Annotated in this window: 16 protein-coding genes; 3 read left to right on the forward strand and 13 right to left on the reverse strand. The window is 63.9% G+C overall.

Annotation, left to right across the window (positions count from 1 at the left end; genetic code table 11):
• Nucleotides 1-5: 5 nt before the first annotated feature.
• Genes HB675_RS22830 through HB675_RS26030 form a run of 3 tightly spaced genes read right to left on the reverse strand, consistent with a single transcriptional unit; the run spans nucleotide 6 to nucleotide 1,746 of the window.
• Nucleotides 6-875 carry a metal ABC transporter permease gene (locus HB675_RS22830; protein WP_213881423.1) on the reverse strand — a complete coding sequence of 290 codons (870 nt, stop codon included), beginning with the start codon at nucleotides 873-875 and terminating at the stop codon, nucleotides 6-8.
• Nucleotides 872-1,627 (reverse strand): ABC transporter ATP-binding protein, encoded by a 756-nt coding sequence (locus HB675_RS22835; RefSeq protein ID WP_213881424.1) that lies wholly within the window; start codon nucleotides 1,625-1,627, stop codon nucleotides 872-874. The genes HB675_RS22830 and HB675_RS22835 overlap by 4 nt, the downstream gene beginning before the upstream one ends.
• Nucleotides 1,624-1,746 (reverse strand): hypothetical protein, encoded by a 123-nt coding sequence (locus tag HB675_RS26030; RefSeq protein ID WP_256737658.1) that lies wholly within the window; start codon nucleotides 1,744-1,746, stop codon nucleotides 1,624-1,626. Before HB675_RS26030 ends, HB675_RS22835 begins: the two co-directional genes overlap by 4 nt.
• Before the next feature lie 244 nt (nucleotides 1,747-1,990).
• Between HB675_RS26030 and HB675_RS22840 the strand changes: the two genes are divergently transcribed.
• Complete coding sequence (locus HB675_RS22840; RefSeq protein WP_213881425.1) at nucleotides 1,991-2,746, forward strand: class II aldolase/adducin family protein; 756 nt, start codon at nucleotides 1,991-1,993, stop codon at nucleotides 2,744-2,746.
• A 3-nt stretch (nucleotides 2,747-2,749) separates the two neighbouring features.
• On the opposite strand, the gene HB675_RS22845 is transcribed toward HB675_RS22840, so the two are convergent.
• On the reverse strand, nucleotides 2,750-3,679 hold the full coding sequence (locus tag HB675_RS22845) for an AEC family transporter (RefSeq protein ID WP_213881426.1): 930 nt from the start codon (nucleotides 3,677-3,679) through the stop codon (nucleotides 2,750-2,752).
• A 191-nt stretch (nucleotides 3,680-3,870) separates the two neighbouring features.
• On the opposite strand from HB675_RS22845, the gene HB675_RS22850 reads away from it, so the two are divergent.
• Nucleotides 3,871-4,179 carry an RcnB family protein gene (locus tag HB675_RS22850; protein ID WP_213881427.1) on the forward strand — a complete coding sequence of 103 codons (309 nt, stop codon included), beginning with the start codon at nucleotides 3,871-3,873 and terminating at the stop codon, nucleotides 4,177-4,179.
• A 65-nt stretch (nucleotides 4,180-4,244) separates the two neighbouring features.
• On the opposite strand, the gene HB675_RS22855 is transcribed toward HB675_RS22850, so the two are convergent.
• The 7 genes from HB675_RS22855 to HB675_RS22885 all read right to left on the reverse strand — a co-directional run bounded on the left by HB675_RS22855 (nucleotide 4,245) and on the right by HB675_RS22885 (nucleotide 10,904).
• Nucleotides 4,245-5,282 (reverse strand): NADP(H)-dependent aldo-keto reductase, encoded by a 1,038-nt coding sequence (locus tag HB675_RS22855; RefSeq protein ID WP_213881428.1) that lies wholly within the window; start codon nucleotides 5,280-5,282, stop codon nucleotides 4,245-4,247.
• A 90-nt stretch (nucleotides 5,283-5,372) separates the two neighbouring features.
• On the reverse strand, nucleotides 5,373-6,734 hold the full coding sequence (gene glnT / locus HB675_RS22860) for a type III glutamate--ammonia ligase (protein ID WP_213881429.1): 1,362 nt from the start codon (nucleotides 6,732-6,734) through the stop codon (nucleotides 5,373-5,375).
• A gap of 45 nt (nucleotides 6,735-6,779) precedes the next feature.
• On the reverse strand, nucleotides 6,780-7,760 hold the full coding sequence (locus HB675_RS22865) for an aldo/keto reductase (protein WP_213881430.1): 981 nt from the start codon (nucleotides 7,758-7,760) through the stop codon (nucleotides 6,780-6,782).
• 24 nt (nucleotides 7,761-7,784) lie between these two features.
• A complete protein-coding gene (locus HB675_RS22870) occupies nucleotides 7,785-8,960 on the reverse strand; it encodes an aromatic ring-hydroxylating dioxygenase subunit alpha (protein WP_213881431.1) in 1,176 nt (391 codons plus the stop codon).
• A gap of 59 nt (nucleotides 8,961-9,019) precedes the next feature.
• A complete protein-coding gene (locus HB675_RS22875; protein ID WP_213881432.1) occupies nucleotides 9,020-9,958 on the reverse strand; it encodes an amino acid ABC transporter permease in 939 nt (312 codons plus the stop codon).
• Nucleotides 9,936-10,112 (reverse strand): hypothetical protein, encoded by a 177-nt coding sequence (locus HB675_RS22880; RefSeq protein ID WP_213881433.1) that lies wholly within the window; start codon nucleotides 10,110-10,112, stop codon nucleotides 9,936-9,938. Before HB675_RS22880 ends, HB675_RS22875 begins: the two co-directional genes overlap by 23 nt.
• Complete coding sequence (locus HB675_RS22885) at nucleotides 10,113-10,904, reverse strand: amino acid ABC transporter ATP-binding protein (protein ID WP_213881434.1); 792 nt, start codon at nucleotides 10,902-10,904, stop codon at nucleotides 10,113-10,115.
• 110 nt (nucleotides 10,905-11,014) lie between these two features.
• On the opposite strand from HB675_RS22885, the gene HB675_RS22890 reads away from it, so the two are divergent.
• A complete protein-coding gene (locus HB675_RS22890) occupies nucleotides 11,015-11,809 on the forward strand; it encodes an SDR family NAD(P)-dependent oxidoreductase (RefSeq protein ID WP_213881435.1) in 795 nt (264 codons plus the stop codon).
• 124 nt (nucleotides 11,810-11,933) lie between these two features.
• Here the strand turns inward: HB675_RS22890 and HB675_RS22895 are convergent, their stop codons facing one another.
• A complete protein-coding gene (locus HB675_RS22895; protein WP_213881436.1) occupies nucleotides 11,934-13,613 on the reverse strand; it encodes an FAD-dependent oxidoreductase in 1,680 nt (559 codons plus the stop codon).
• Nucleotide 13,614: 1 nt separating this feature from the next.
• On the reverse strand, nucleotides 13,615-14,535 hold the full coding sequence (locus HB675_RS22900; RefSeq protein WP_213881437.1) for an ABC transporter substrate-binding protein: 921 nt from the start codon (nucleotides 14,533-14,535) through the stop codon (nucleotides 13,615-13,617).
• Nucleotides 14,536-14,756: the final 221 nt, after the last annotated feature.

Raw genomic sequence — 14,756 nt, forward strand, 5'->3', positions numbered from 1 at the left:
GACCTTCAGTTCGACAGGTGGGGTTGAGGAAGCAGGCGACGCAGAATGCCGGTGCGCCCGAACAGCACCGAAAAGGCATAAAAGGCACTGGCCGACAGCACAATGGCCGGGCCCGAGGCCACGCCCAGGTGATAAGACACGATCAGCCCGATGAAGCCCGAGAGCGTGGCGATCAAGGTCGAGATCAGCATCAGCGCACTCAACGACGTCGCCCAGAACCGCGCGGCGGTGGCCGGCAGCATCATCATGCCGACGGCCATCAGCGTACCGAGGGCCTGAAAGCCGGAGACCAGGTTGAGCACCACCAGCAGCAGGAACAGCACGTGGTACAACGAGCCACGCCCGCCCACCGCACGCAGAAAACCAGGGTCGAAGCACTCCATGACCAGCGGCCGATAGATCAGCGCCAGCAGTACCAGGGTGAAGGAAGCAATGCCTGCCACCAGCCGGATAGCGTCGGCGTCGATGGCCAGAATGGTGCCGAACAGTACGTGTAGCAGGTCGACGTTGGAGCCGTGCAGCGAGACGATCATCACCCCGGCTGCCAGGGACGTCAGGTAGAAACTGGCAAAGCTGGCATCCTCACGCAGCGCGGTGAGGCGGCTCACCAGCCCGGCCAGCAGCGCCACCGCCAGCCCTGCCACCAGGCCACCAAAGCCCATGGCCGGCAGGGACAAGCCGCCAAACAGAAAGCCCACTGCTGCTCCGGGCAAAACGGCATGGCTCATGGCATCGCCCACCAGGCTCATGCGCCGCAGCATCAGCAGCACACCCACCGGGCCAGAACCCAGCCCCAGGGCCAGACAAGCGACCAGCGCCCGGCGCATGAAGCCGAACTCGACGAAGGGCTCGATCAATGCGGTGTACAGAATCACAGGTCCACCTCGGCAGCCGGTGAGTCGCAGGCCAGTGAATCAGGGCTCCAGGACTCGGCCATGTTGCGCGCGCGGCGCAGGTTGTCCTTGGTCAGCACCGTGGCGGTCTCTCCCCAGGCGATGGTGCTGCGGGCCATCAACAGCGTCTGCGGGAAGTGTTGGCGGACTTGGTCGAGGTCGTGCAGCACGGCAATCACCGTGCGGCCCTGTTGGTGCCAGGTGTTTACCAGTCTGAGCAGGTCTTCGGTGGTGCGGGCGTCGATGGCAGTGAACGGCTCGTCCAGCACGATGACCTTGGCGTCCTGCATCAGCAGCCGGGCAAACAGCACGCGCTGCAACTGGCCGGAAGACAGCGAACCGATACTGCGCTCGGCAAAGCCGTCCAGCCCCACAGCGGCCAGGGCTTCAAGACTGCGCTCGGCCTGACGCCGGGTCACCCCGAACAACGCGCCGATCTGCCCCCAGGCGCCCATGGCCACCGTGTCGGCCACGCTCAAGGGAAAACTGCGATCGATCTCGGCCGCCTGCGGCAGATAGCCGATGGTGCGCGAACTGACCTGGCCCAGATCCACCCGGCCTTCGGCGGGCTTCATCACCCCCACCAACGCCTTGATCAGCGTCGACTTGCCCGCCCCGTTGGGCCCGACAATGGCCGTCAGGCTGCCAGCGGCAAAACGCCCACTGATGTGGTGCACCGCTGCGCGCCGTTCATAGGTGACGGTGAGGTTGGACAGCTCGATGGCAGCACTCATGGAATTGCCACCGCCCAGGCCACGGCAACCCACAACAGGGCCAGCGCGGCAACGGCCAGCAGCACGCGATGCAGAGCGGAACGGGCAAGCATTGAAGAAGCGATGGAGCGAGGAGTCATGGTCATGGCCTGAGGCAGTCGACAGCAGGCCCGCATGCTACCTTGAGTGTTATGTTATAACAACATTAATGAATGACAGAATCTTCAGGCGAAGAAAAAAATGCATCTGTTCGCCGTTCGCCTGCGCCGGTCAGGGAGCGGCAGCCCGCCGTATAAAAGCCGGCTGAAAGGCCCATCGCGCTTGCCTTGCCAGCCAATGGTCGAATCGTGACAATGGCCCCACCCATTCCTGAGCCCGCCCCTGATGCCCACCGACGACCCTCTCGATATTTCTCCCGCCGAGTGGCAGGCGCGCTGTGACCTGGCCGCGCTGTACCGCCTGCTTGCGCACTTTCGCATGACCGACCTGATCGACACGCACATCTCCCTGCGCCTTGAGGACGGTACGTTCCTGATCAATCGTTACGGAACTCTGTTCGAGCACATGAAGGCCAGTGATCTGGTGCGCATCGACAGCGACGGCAACGTGGTGGATCGCCACTTTCCGAATCACCGGGTCAACCAGGCCGGGTTTGTCATCCATTCGGCGATTCATGCCGCGCGGCCAGACCTGCATTGCGTGATTCACACCCACACCGCCGCCGGGATTGCCGTGTCGGCCCAGGCCAGGGGGTTGTTGCCCATCAGCCAACACGCGCTCAAGTTCTACAACCGCATCGGCTACCACCGCTATCAGGGGATTGCCTTGTGCCTGGATGAGCGCGAGCAACTGGTGGCCGATCTTGGCACCCACAGCGCAATGATTCTGTGCAACCACGGCCTGCTGGCCGCCGGTGGCAGCGCCGCCGAGGCGTTCCAGACGATCTTTTTGCTTGAGCGGGCCTGCCAGGCTCAGGTGCAGGCGCTGGCCGGCGGCGTCGAGCTGATTTTTCCGGAGGCCGAGACGTGCGAGTTCACTGCGCAGCAGTTCGAAGCCGATGACGAAATCGGCTTGATCCAGCTGGGTTGGGATGCGGCGTTGACGCTGATTGAAGCTCAGCGTCATGAGTGGGCTGCCTGAGGGTCAGATACCCAGCCAGTAAAGACAAACGCCTAGCGTCACCAGCGAGCACAAGGTCGACAGCAGGATGCTGCGCGAGACCACGCCCGCCTCGCGCTCGTAGTATTCGGCCAGCATGAACGGCCCGGTGCCGGTGGGCAGTGCACTGAGCAGCAAGGCCGACTGCGCCCAGAGGGTCGGCAGGTGCAGCACCTTGAACGCCAGCACGCCGGTCACCAGCGGCTGGCCCACCAGCTTGATCACCACCAACGGCCAGGCACCCGTCTTGCGGCCCTGCTGCTCCTGGGCCAGGAACAGCCCCAGGGAAATCAGCGCGCAAGGCGTGGTCGCCGCGGCCAGCATGTCGAGAAAGTGCAGCACGGGGGTGGCCAGGCCCAGGCCGGTCATGGCCCAGCCCGCGCCGATGATCGGCGACACCACCAGCGGGTTTTTCGCCAGCGCCCGCAGCACGGTCAATACCGCGCGGCCGAGGTGTTTCTCCTGTTGCAGGCCGACCTCGATGCACACCACGGCCACGGCAAACAGCACGCAGACCACGATCAGCGACGAGATCAGCGCCGGCTCCAGGCCCGACTGGCCGAACACGAGCAGGCACAGGGGAATGCCGATGTAGCCGGTATTGGCATAGGCGGCGCTCAGGCCATCAAGGCTCGCTTCCACCAGACTGTGGCGCTGGCTCAGGCGCCAGGCCAGGGTGGCGAAGAACACCAGCATGCAGCCGGCGCCGAAAGCGAGGACAAAGCCCGGTTGCCAGATCTGCGCCCAGGTGGCCGTGGCGGTGACTTTGAACAACAACGCCGGCAGGCACAGCCAGACCACCATGCGGTTGATTTCCGACGCGGCCTTCTCTCCGAGACGGTTGGTCTTGCGGCACAGGTAGCCGACGAGGATCAACGCGAAAATAGGCAGTACCACCGCCAGCACCGTATGCATGAACGTCCACTCGCTCGCCGAGATAAAAGCGTCGAGCTTAGGGGCGCAATGGCGCTATGTCCACGGTGCCAGCATGAAATTGCAGGCAACCGTGCACCCATTCAACTATTTGCCCTCGAGCAGGTCGACTGTAGTGAGCCGGCAGCTTTTTTCACTCAAAAAAGCCGGCGTTCCAGATCAAGGAGAGAGACATGTCCATTCGAAAATCCGCCGCCTGCCTGAGCCTGGTGGCCCTGTTGGGCACCACCACCCTGTCCGTCTTCGCCGACGACAGCAGCGTGACCGTCGACGCCCCGGGGGTCGGGCTGCATGACATCAAGAAAGGCGACAAGGTGCCGGACCAGTACAAGCGCAAGGAGCTGGCGGTCGGGGATTGGAAGAAGCACAAGTTGGCCATGCCTACCGAAGATCAGCAGTGGGTGAAGATTCAGGACAAATACCTGTTGGTCAACATCCCGAACGGGACGGTGAAGGATGTGGTGCCGGCTCGGGGCAAATAACCGGGCTCCGCGTAACGGTCACCGCGGGCAACCTCGATGGCCGTCAGACGGTTGAAACCAGTGCCTCAAGGCGCCGGGTTTGGCTGGCTCTTGTGAATCGCCTCGATCCCCTCCAGCACCGCATCCGACAGCACCACGTCGACGCTGCCCAAGTTGCTGTGCAACTGCGCCAACGTAGTGGCCCCGATGATGTTGCTGGTCACGAACGGACGGCTGGTGACATACGCCAGCGCCATCTGCGCCGGATCCAGGTCGTGTTCTTGCGCCAGCGCCACATAGGCCGCCGCCGCACGGTCCGACTCCGGGCTGTTATAACGCTGGAAGCGTTCGAACAGGGTCAGACGACCGTCTGCAGGGCGCGCGCCATTGAGGTATTTGCCCGCCAGCACGCCGAACGCCAGTGGCGAGTAGGCCAGCAAGCCGATCTGCTCGCGAATGGCGATTTCCGACAAGCCAATCTCGAACGTACGGTTGAGCAGGTTGTAGGGGTTCTGGATTGACACCGCACGGGGCAGCCCGAGGGTTTCGGCCAGGTGCAGGAAACGTGAAGTGCCCCACGGCGTTTCGTTGGACAGGCCGAAATGGCGGATCTTGCCCGCCTTGACCAGGTCAGCCAGCACGCCGAGGGTTTCTTCGATGTCGGTGGCCACGTCATCGGCGTGGTGCTGATAACCCAGCACGCCAAAGAAGTTGGTCTTGCGATCCGGCCAGTGGAGTTGGTAAAGGTCCAGGTAATCGGTGTTCAGGCGCTTGAGGCTGGCCTCAAGGGCAGCCGTGATGTTCTTGCGATCCAGACGCGGGTTGCCGTCGCGGATGTGGTCCATGCGCCCAGGGCCGGCGACCTTGCTGGCCAGCACCCAATCGGCTCGGTCGCTGTACTTCCTGAAGTACTCGCCGATGATCGTTTCGGTCTTGGTGTAGGTCTCGCCCCGTGGCGGCACCGGGTACATCTCGGCGGTGTCGAGGAAGTTCACCTGCGCTGCCTTGGCCGCCCGAATCTGCTCGAAAGCTTCGGCCTGGGTGTTCTGCTCCCCCCAGGTCATGGTGCCCAGGGCAATGGCGCTGACCTTGATGTCGGTCTTGCCCAGTGTTCGAAACTCCATTGCGTGCTCCATCAACAAGTTAATCGCGAACTGTAGGCAAAGGACGAGGCCGAGCGCCAATTCCTTTTCGATCTAAGATAGGTAGCTTGCTTAGAATATCGTGCTGTACTGCTCGATCTCCCAGGCGCTGATGGTGCGGTGATAGGTTTCCCATTCCTTGGTCTTGTAGCGGATGAACTCGTCGCGCAGGGCCTTGCCCAGGGTCTTCTCCACCAACGGGTCATCGGCGAAAGCCTTGATCGCTTCCGGCAGGTTCTGCGGCAGGAACTCGATACCGCGGTCCGCCCTCTCGGCTTCGCTCATGGCATAGAGGTTGTCTTCGTTGGGCTCGCGCGGGTCGATTTTCAGCCGCACGCCTTCAAGGCCCGCCGCCAGGGCCAGGGTCGCCGCCAGGTAGGGATTGACCGCACCGTCGGCGTTGCGCGACTCGCAGCGCCCGCCACCCGCCGGGACCCGGACCGAGTTGGTGCGGTTGTTGGAACCATAAGAGTTGAACACTGGCGCCCAGGAGAAATTACCCCCGGCGCCCTGGCGTACCAGGCGCTTGTAGCTGTTGACGGTCGGCGCAAAGGCCGCACACAGGGCCCGACCGTGCTTGAGGATGCCGCCGATGAAGTGATAGCCGGTTTCGGTCAGGCCCAGCCCGCGCGGGTCGTCCTTGGGGTCGCATTCAAAGGCATTGGCCCCGGTTTCCAGGTCGTAGAGCGACATGTTGAAATGCGCGCCGGTGCCGGTCTTGTCGGCAAACGGCTTGGGCATCATGGTCGCCACCAGGCCCTGCTCGCTGGCGTAGTGCTTGGCCATGAAGCGGAAGAACACGAAGCGGTCGCACATGGTCAGCGCGTCGGCGTAGTTGAAGTCGAACTCGTACTGGGAGTTGCCGTCCTCGTGGTCCAGCGAGTACAGGTCCCAGCCCAGCTTGTTGATGGTGCTGGAGACCTTGTCCAACCAGGCGAACTGGTTGACGAAGCCTTGCACGTCATAGCAGGGCTTGAGCAACTTGTTGTCGGCATCCGGCACGCCGAGGCTGCCATCGGCCTCGCGGCGCAGCAGGTAGATTTCGCACTCGATGCCCAGGTTCATGCCGTAGCCCATCTCGGCCGCCTGGGCCAGGACGTTTTTCAGGGCCACGCGGGTACTCAAGGGATAGGGCTGGCCCTTGAAGGCGTTGTCCGCCGGCATCCAGGCAATCTTCGGTTCCCATGGCAGCTGCACGATGGCGTCCAGGTCGGGCACCGAGGTGATCTCGTCTTCGTGAGGGTCCTGACCGAGGCCATCGAGGGCGTAGCCGGTGTAGCGCTCCGAGCCCTTGGCCATCTGCTTGAGGTGGCCGATGGGCACGACTTTGCCCTTGGGCACGCCGTGGATGTCCACGTAGGCGCCAATGCAGTATTCCACGCCTTTTTCGCGCAGGGATTTTTCCAGGTCAGCAACTTCTTGGGCGCTTTTCATGGCAGCTCGCTCGTGTAGATGATTAAAGGCAGACAAACGACAGCGTCAGGCAAATCCGACGACGGCGTGGGGCACATAAGGGGCTTCCAGTTGGCGGATCTCCTCGGCGTCGAGGCTGATCTCCAGCGCCGCCACGGCATCTTGCAAGTGCTCGACTCGGGTGGCGCCCATGACCGGCGAGGCCACCGGCTGCTTTTGCAGCAGCCAGGCCATGGCCACCTGCGCCTGGGGCGTGCCGCGCTGGGTGGCGACCCGGGTCACCGCCTCGATGACCCGACGGTCGGCGGCCTCGGTGGCGTCATACAAGGTGCGCGCGTAGGCGTCACTGCCGCTGCGCTCGCTGCCGGCGTCCACCGGCCGGGTCAGGCGCCCGCGGGCCAGTGGGCTCCAGGGGGTCACGCCAACCCCTTCCGCCAGGCACAGGCCGAGCATTTCGCGCTCTTCCTCGCGGTACAACAGGTTGAGGTGGTTCTGCATGGCAATGAAGCGGGTCCAGCCGTTGCGCTCGGCCACGTGCAGGGCCTTGCACAGCTGCCAGGCAAACATCGACGAAGCGCCCAGGTAACGAACCTTGCCCATCTTCACCAGGTCATGCAGCGCCTCCAGGGTTTCTTCCAGTGGCGTCTCGTAGTCCCAACGGTGGATCTGGTACAGATCGATGTAATCGGTGCCCAGGCGCGTCAGGCTCTGGTCGATCTCGTGCATGATCACCTTGCGCGACAGCCCGCCGCCATTGGGGCCGGGGCGCATGGGGTTGTAGACCTTGCTGGTGATGACCACTTCGTCGCGGCGGGCGAAGTCCTTCAGAGCGCGGCCCAGTACTTCTTCACTGGCGCCTTTGGCGTAGGCATTGGCGGTGTCGAAGAAGTTGATGCCCAGCTCCAGCGCCTGACGTATGAACGGCCGGCTCTGCTCCTCGTTCAACGACCAGCTGTAACCGCTGCGCTCGGGTGGCGCGTAGGTCATGCAGCCCAGGCACAGGCGGGACACTTGCAGGCCGGAACGGCCCAGACGCGTGTATTTCATGAGGTTTCCTCGCAGAAAAATCGGTCAGCCGAGCACGCGCTCGCGCAGGTAATTGGCCAGTTGCCAGACGGTGCGCTCCAGATGACTGAGGCGTCCGGGCCGGGCCAGTGTGGAGTGGGTGGCCCGCTGTTGAATCGCATTGACCTCCAGGTCTTCGGCGGCGATGGTCTTGCCCCGGGCTTGAATGCGCTCCACGGTCTGGGCAAAGGTCGGCAGCGCGGCCGCCTTGGGGTCCACCAATACCACCCGCTGCCAATGGGTATTTTCCGCGTCCAACGGCAACAGGCTGGTGACGCTGGCCCGGTCCGGGTCCAGGCCGATCAAGGTATTGGGGAAAATCTGCACCAGCTTGATCTGGCGCAAGTCATCGCCTTCCAGGCCATCGAACGGCACCAGACCCGGGGTAAGGATTTCACTGAGCTCGCCCTTGGCCCGCAGTGGTTGATGGCAGATGCTCCAGCCAGCACCGCCCGCTCCGATGTAGCTCAGGCGGCCCGGGAAACTGGTCTCCAGGCTTTTGCGGTGCACTGCCGGGTGGTGGTAGCACTCCATGAAAGTCTCGGCGGCGATCTTCCAGTTGAAGTCGCAGGGGTAGTCGGTGGTGAAGGCCATGGTCAGTTGCGCGACGTTGTGTTTGCGCAGCAGCGGCACCAGATCGGCCAGGCGCTCACCCATGGAACCCACCGTGGCGCTCAGGGTGATGAAAATCAGCCCCTCGACGATCTCGCTGCGGATCTGTGGCAGTTGCCATTGGCCAGGGTGGAAATCCTCGGCCTCTTCCATGCTGGGTGCGCCAAGCATCTGCCCGTCCAGGCCGTAGCTCCACTTGTGGAACGGGCAGGCAAAGCCTTTGGCGTTACCCGCGCCCTCGACAATCGGCAGCCAGCGGTGCAGGCAGACCCGCGACATGACCCGGATGCCCTCGGCGGTGCGCACCGCCAGCAGCGGTTCCTTGACGATATCGATGGAAAAATAGTCGCCCACGTTGGCCAGTTGCGCGACGTGGCCGATGCACAGCCAGTCGGCGCGGAACACCTTGTGCATTTCGATCTGGTAGAACGTGGCACTGTGGTAGGTCTCCGGCGGCAAGGTGCGGGACAGGCTGTCGGGCTTGCCGATGTCCTCGCGCAAGGCGTCGAGCAGGTGACTGACGCCGGCAACGGGCGCAGTGAGGTCTTTGAGCTGGATCAATTCGGTCATTTCGGCGGCTCCTGAAACCTGATCGTTAAGGGCTGGCGACGGCTGGGCTCTGCTCGGCGTCAGCCGGGGCTACGGCGGCTTTTGTTGAAGTGACGCTCGATACGCCGCTGCAACAGGCTCAACACACTGGTGGCCAGCAGGTACCAGACACAGGCGACCATCAGCAGCGGTATGGTCTCGTAGGTGCGCGAGTAGATGGTCTGGGCGGAATAGAGCAGATCGGACAAGGAAATCACGCTCACCAGCGATGTCATCTTGAGCATGCCGATGGTCTCGTTGCCGGTGGGCGGGATGATGAACGGCATGGCCTGGGGCAAGACGATGCGCGCGGTCACCTTGCGGTCGCGCATGCCCAGGGCCCGCGCCGCTTCCTGCTGACCGTCGTCCACCGAAGCGATACCGGCGCGAACGATCTCGGCCATGTACGCCGCCTCGTTCAGACCCAGGCCGAGAATGGCCGCTACGTAGGGGGTGATCAGGTCGTTGGTGGACGCCTGGAGCAGGGTCGGACCAAACGGGATGCTCAGGCTGATCTGCGGGAACAGGATCGCCAGGTTGTACCAGAAGATCAGCTGCACCAGCACCGGCGTGCCACGGAAGAACCAGATGAAGCTGGTGGCGGCGCCCTTGATCAACGGGTTGCGCGACAGGCGCATCACCGCCAGCACGATGCCCAGCACCACGCCCAGCACCATGGTGACCACGGTCAGCCACACGGTCATCCAGACGCCGCTGAGGATGGTGGAATCGAACAGATAGTGACCGACTGTGGCCCAACCAAAATTTTCGTTGGTGACCACCAGTCGCAGGAACAGCAGGCCCAGCACCACCAGCACCGCCGCCACGGCCCAGCGGCCGGGATGACGTTGCGGCACTACCACCAGATTGTCGTCGGGATAGCGCTCGTCCCAGCTCAAGGCACCCGCGGCGGGCATCGGCTCCGGCGCGCCACCCGTGGCGGGCGTAGGTGAACGTTCAGCGGATTGCAAAAGAGTCATGGCCAGTTCTCGGCGCTCGTGAAGCGCTCTTGCGGGAAAACATGAAACGACGATTTGAACATGCGCCGAGGGCCATGCCTGCACCCTCGATATCAGTCTTAATCAACCGATTAATTAACGCAAGAAATAAATCATCCGGGACGGACAGCTTCATTCAAATCACCTTGGACAGGAATTCGCGAGTGCGCGGATGCCGCGGCTGCTCGAACAACTGCGCGGGGCTGGTGCACTCGACAATCGCGCCCTGGTCCATGAACGCGACCTTGCTCGCCACCTCGCGAGCGAAGTGCATTTCGTGGGTAACGATCAGCATGGTCATGCCCTCGCTGGCGAGGTCGCGCATCACGTCCAGCACTTCGCCTACCAGTTCCGGGTCAAGGGCACTGGTGGGTTCGTCGAAGAGCATCAGCCGAGGTTTCATGGCCAGCGCCCGGGCAATCGCCACGCGCTGTTGCTGACCGCCGGAGAGCTGGCTGGGGTAGGCCTCCAGGCGATGGCCCAGGCCCACTCGCACCAGCAGTTCGCGGGCCCGCTCAAAGGCCATCTCGCGACTCTCGCCCTTGACCTGCATGGGCGCCTCGGCCACGTTCTGCAGCGCCGTCATGTGGCCGAACAGATTGAAGCGCTGAAAGACCATGCCGATGCGCGCCCGCCGCGCCGACACCTCGGCATCCTTGAGCTCGTGCAGGCGATTGCCGACTCGGCGATAACCGACCATCTCGCCATCGACGTACAAGGCGCCGCCGTCGATCTTTTCCAAGTGGTTGACGCAACGCAGAAACGTCGACTTGCCCGAGCCCGACGGCCCGATCAGGCAGGCCACTTCGCCCTGCTCCACCGTCATGTCGACGCCGCGCAGGACTTCCTGACCCTTGAAGCTTTTGAGCACCTGGCGCGCCGTGATGGCGGGCACATCCAAAGCGGGTGCGGTGAAATGTTCGTTCATGGCGCATGTCTCCCGTAGCGTGGATCGTCTGCCAGCACACAATGTAACTGGCGTCGAATTTGCAGATGTCCGGTCATGGTCGAATGTCTCGGCCCTGACGGGAAGCCTCGATGAGCTCTGATACTGCGTTACCCGAATCCCTTCGCTTGAACGGTTGCGTCGCGCTGGTGACCGGTGGTGCCAAAGGCATCGGCCGGGCCATTTCCTTGCAGTTGGCCCGTGACGGGGCCGATGTCGCGATTGTCGTGCGCAGCGACCGCACGGCCGCGCTGGCCACCGCAGCAGAAGTCCATGCACTGGGCCGAAAGGCTCAGGTGTTTCTCGTCGACCTCACCGATCACGCGGCGGTGCAGGATCTGGTGGCTCAGGTCGAACAGGCCCTGGGGCCGGTGGGCCTGCTGGTCAACAATGCGGGCCTGGGTGCCCCTGGCCCGCTGTTGAGCCTGAGCGAACAGGATTTCGATGCCGTAGTGGCTGGCAACCTGAAATCCTGCTTTCTGCTGAGCGTCTGCGTGGCCCGTGGCATGGCTGCACGCAATATGGGTGCCATTGTCAACATTGCCGGCGCCTCGGCCCATCGTTCCTACCCTGGCGCTGGCGCCTACGGACCGAGCAAGGCGGCGGTGGTCAGCCTGACGGTGCAGATGTCGCTGGAGTGGGCGGCGCTGGGCATCCGTGTCAACGGGGTCAGCCCGGGGCCCATCCGTGAAGCGGGCAGCGGCTGGGAGGCCCGGGAGCCGGCCCTCGCCGAAGAAGTCTCGCGCCTGCCCCTCAAGCGCGCCGGGCAGCCGGAAGAAGTGGCCAAGGCGGTGGCTTTTCTGGGCAGCAGCGATGCAGCGTATATCACCGGTCAGATGATGATTGTCGATGGAGGTGGGGTTAACACCTGGTACCTGGCCGGGTGACGGGTGCGGGAAGAAGGCTTGCCTGCAATGGCACCACCGCGCAATGGCGTCGGCCCGCGTCGTCAGCATCGCGGGCAAGCCCTGCTCCCACAAGGGCGACCCGCGGTGGCATGAAGACCCACATTCAACCCACCATATCCCGCGCACAGATGTACCCCCATGTCATGTTCGGCCCCAGGGTCGTGCCCGCCCCCACTGCCCGTGTGCCGATCGGGTTGGCCATGGCCACCCCGGCGCAATACAACCCGTGCATCACGCTGCCGTCGGGCCGTAGCACTCGCCCGCGCTCATCGGTGCGCGGCCCGCCCTTGGTGGCCAGAAACGTGCGGTTGAACGGCAATGCGATGAACGGCCCGTGCTCGATGGCCTGCAACCCGGCGTGGATGCGCCGGTCTGTTTCGGCCAAACCATGGGCCGCCCCGGCGCGGGCGAAATCTTCGTCCACGCCGCTGCGGCAAAAGCCGTTGAAGCGCTGCACCGTGGCCTGCAGGGCGGCCGCCGGCACGCCGATCTTCTGCGCCAGCTGTTCCACGTTGCGGGCACGCACCAGCCAGCGCCGATCGAAGCGATGGAACCAGCGCAGCAAGGGTGCCCGCGTCAGCAGACGGCTGTCGGCAATCACCCAGGCCGGCAAGTGCAGCGGCGCTCCGCTGGCATCACGCTCATCGAGCGCCTCGCCAAGGTTGAAAGTGAACTCGTTGACGAAACGCTGCCCATGGCGGTTGACGATGATCGCGTTGGGCTCGTAGTGGAAAAACACCGCCAGACAATGGGCCTGGCCTTCGTAGCGCCACGGCATGGCCGGGTTGATGTTGGCCTGGTCCATGTGGGCCAACTGCGCTCCGGCCGCCTGGGCCATGCGGTGGGCATCGCCCTCGTTGCTGCGGGGGCTGGCAATGAAATCCACCGGCCCCGGGAAGTGCTCGGCCAGACGCGCTGCATCCCATTCAAAACCGCCACTGGCCAACAGCACACCGCGCCGGGCGACGACCTTCAGATTGTCCTCGCCCTGCCGGGCCCAGAGCCCGCTCACCCGGCCCTGCTCATCGACAATCAGGTGGGTGGCGCGGGTGCGCCGCTCGAAGCGGCAGCCGTGGCGGCGACAACCGGCCAACAGGCCGGCGATCAGCGCTGCGCCCTTGCTGCGGGTGCCGGCCAGCCAGCGCCACAATAGCCGTGGCGCCAGACGCACAGCCACCGCCAAGGGATGGTGATAGACATCCAGGCCTATGATCTCGTGGTAGCTGTAGTACTGCGGCAACGGCGACGGTCGCAGCCAGCGCGCCAGGCCGCCGATACCCGCACGGCCCAACTGCCAGCGGCTCAGGGAACGCGGCCCGAGCATGCGCCCGCCAGCCTTGGCGCCGGGATGTTCGGGCAACGGGTCCGGTTCGTCGGTCAATTCGAAACGAACCGGTGAATGCTGTTCCAGCAGCTGGATCATCGGCCCGGCGGCTTCGCTGAAGCGGCGCCACAGGGCGTCTTCGCTGGCCTGCCAGCCGGCTGGTGCACTGGCCCGCAGATAGGCCAACGCTTCGGCACTGCTGTCACTGATACCGGCGGCCCGGGCGTGGTGGTTGGCCGGCGCCCAGGTCGCACCGCCGGACATGGCGCTGGTGCCGCCTAACCATTGCGTCTTTTCGATGACCAGCACCTTCAGCCCCCCCACGGCCGCCGTCAGCGCTGCACTCAGGGCAGCGGAGCCGGAACCGACCACCACCACGTCACAGTGCAACTCGCGGTCGGGGACCAGGGGTGCGGGCAAGGGGCTGGTAGGCGGGTTGTCCGCCAGCCAGGTGGGCATATCAGGGCTTGGGGTTCTGGATCGGGTCGGTGGCAGTCATGTTGATGCCGGGGTTGGGCAACTTCAGCGGCGCCAGGTCCCATTTGTCCATGATGCGGTCGTAGTTGCCGCTGGCCTGCACCGCCTTGAGCGCCGCCAGCATGGCATTGGCCATGGCCGGATCATCCTTCTTGACCACGATCCCCAGATAGAACTTGGGCATCAGGCTGGACGTGACCACGCGGATCGGCTTGGGCGCGGCTTTTTCCATGTCCTTGGCGGCAGCCGCGTCGTTGACCACAAAATCCACACGCCCGGAGTACAGCGCCAGCAGCACGGCGTCCGCCGAAGGGTACTGGGACAGCTGGATAGGCGGCTTGCCGGCATTCACGCAGTGCGGCGAGTACAGGTCGGTGATGGTTCCGGCGAAATCGGTGCCCGATTGCACGGCGCCGTGCAGGCCGCACATGGACAGCGGGTCCTCGGTCACCTTGGTGTTGCTCTTGAGGGTGTAGAAGGCATTGGTGGCGTAGGAGAAGTCCACGAAAGTGACCTGCTTCTCGCGCTCCACGGAGTCGGAGATGCACTCCATGGCCAGGTCATAGCGACCGCTCTGCACACCTGGAATCAGGCCATCGAAGGCGATGGACACGGGTTTGATCTTGACCCCGAGCTTCTGCCCCATGGCGTCCCACAGATCCGGCTCGTAGCCCACCATGGTCTTGTTGTCGGCAGCGAACGACTCGCACGGCGGATAGTGCGCGTCGGTCACCAGGTTGATCACGCCGGCCTTGCGCACCGCTTCGGGAAGCATGGCGTGCAGAGTCGGGTCCATGGTTTCGGTGGGGATCTTGATCTCACTGGCGGCATGGGCCGCACCGATCACGCAGCACAGCGACAGCACGGGCAAGCTCAGGCCAAGCACAACGGGTGTTGCTTTCATCAAGGTCTACCTCGGGATCGTTGCGCACGTCTGGTGCGCGCAGCCAAGCCAGTCAATGCACCCATGAAAACCGGTGTTGCAGATACACCGGAGCAACAAGCATGCCATCGTTTTTTAATCGTCCGGTTAATTTACAGCCCATTGATCGACTTGATTTTTAGCGCTAAAACCCCCGTATTCAGGGGATCGTATCCGCGCACCAAGCCAGCGCACAGCAGCCC

Source organism: Pseudomonas sp. dw_358, from assembly GCF_018449655.1.
In the GTDB taxonomy this organism is placed as follows: Bacteria; Pseudomonadota; Gammaproteobacteria; order Pseudomonadales; family Pseudomonadaceae; genus Aquipseudomonas.

What these genes read in the sequence shown, in the direction of transcription:
- HB675_RS26030 (WP_256737658.1), bottom strand. Translation starts at nt 1,746, where the DNA reads ATGACTCCTCGCTCCATCGCTTCTTCAATGCTTGCCCGTTCCGCTCTG.
- HB675_RS22865 (WP_213881430.1), bottom strand. Translation starts at nt 7,760, where the DNA reads ATGAAATACACGCGTCTGGGCCGTTCCGGCCTGCAAGTGTCCCGCCTG.
- glnT (WP_213881429.1), bottom strand. Translation starts at nt 6,734, where the DNA reads ATGAAAAGCGCCCAAGAAGTTGCTGACCTGGAAAAATCCCTGCGCGAA.
- HB675_RS22840 (WP_213881425.1), top strand. Translation starts at nt 1,991, where the DNA reads ATGCCCACCGACGACCCTCTCGATATTTCTCCCGCCGAGTGGCAGGCG.
- HB675_RS22870 (WP_213881431.1), bottom strand. Translation starts at nt 8,960, where the DNA reads ATGACCGAATTGATCCAGCTCAAAGACCTCACTGCGCCCGTTGCCGGC.
- HB675_RS22885 (WP_213881434.1), bottom strand. Translation starts at nt 10,904, where the DNA reads ATGAACGAACATTTCACCGCACCCGCTTTGGATGTGCCCGCCATCACG.
- HB675_RS22850 (WP_213881427.1), top strand. Translation starts at nt 3,871, where the DNA reads ATGTCCATTCGAAAATCCGCCGCCTGCCTGAGCCTGGTGGCCCTGTTG.
- HB675_RS22900 (WP_213881437.1), bottom strand. Translation starts at nt 14,535, where the DNA reads ATGAAAGCAACACCCGTTGTGCTTGGCCTGAGCTTGCCCGTGCTGTCG.
- HB675_RS22875 (WP_213881432.1), bottom strand. Translation starts at nt 9,958, where the DNA reads ATGACTCTTTTGCAATCCGCTGAACGTTCACCTACGCCCGCCACGGGT.
- HB675_RS22890 (WP_213881435.1), top strand. Translation starts at nt 11,015, where the DNA reads ATGAGCTCTGATACTGCGTTACCCGAATCCCTTCGCTTGAACGGTTGC.
- HB675_RS22880 (WP_213881433.1), bottom strand. Translation starts at nt 10,112, where the DNA reads ATGAAGCTGTCCGTCCCGGATGATTTATTTCTTGCGTTAATTAATCGG.
- HB675_RS22835 (WP_213881424.1), bottom strand. Translation starts at nt 1,627, where the DNA reads ATGAGTGCTGCCATCGAGCTGTCCAACCTCACCGTCACCTATGAACGG.
- HB675_RS22895 (WP_213881436.1), bottom strand. Translation starts at nt 13,613, where the DNA reads ATGCCCACCTGGCTGGCGGACAACCCGCCTACCAGCCCCTTGCCCGCA.
- HB675_RS22855 (WP_213881428.1), bottom strand. Translation starts at nt 5,282, where the DNA reads ATGGAGTTTCGAACACTGGGCAAGACCGACATCAAGGTCAGCGCCATT.
- HB675_RS22845 (WP_213881426.1), bottom strand. Translation starts at nt 3,679, where the DNA reads ATGCATACGGTGCTGGCGGTGGTACTGCCTATTTTCGCGTTGATCCTC.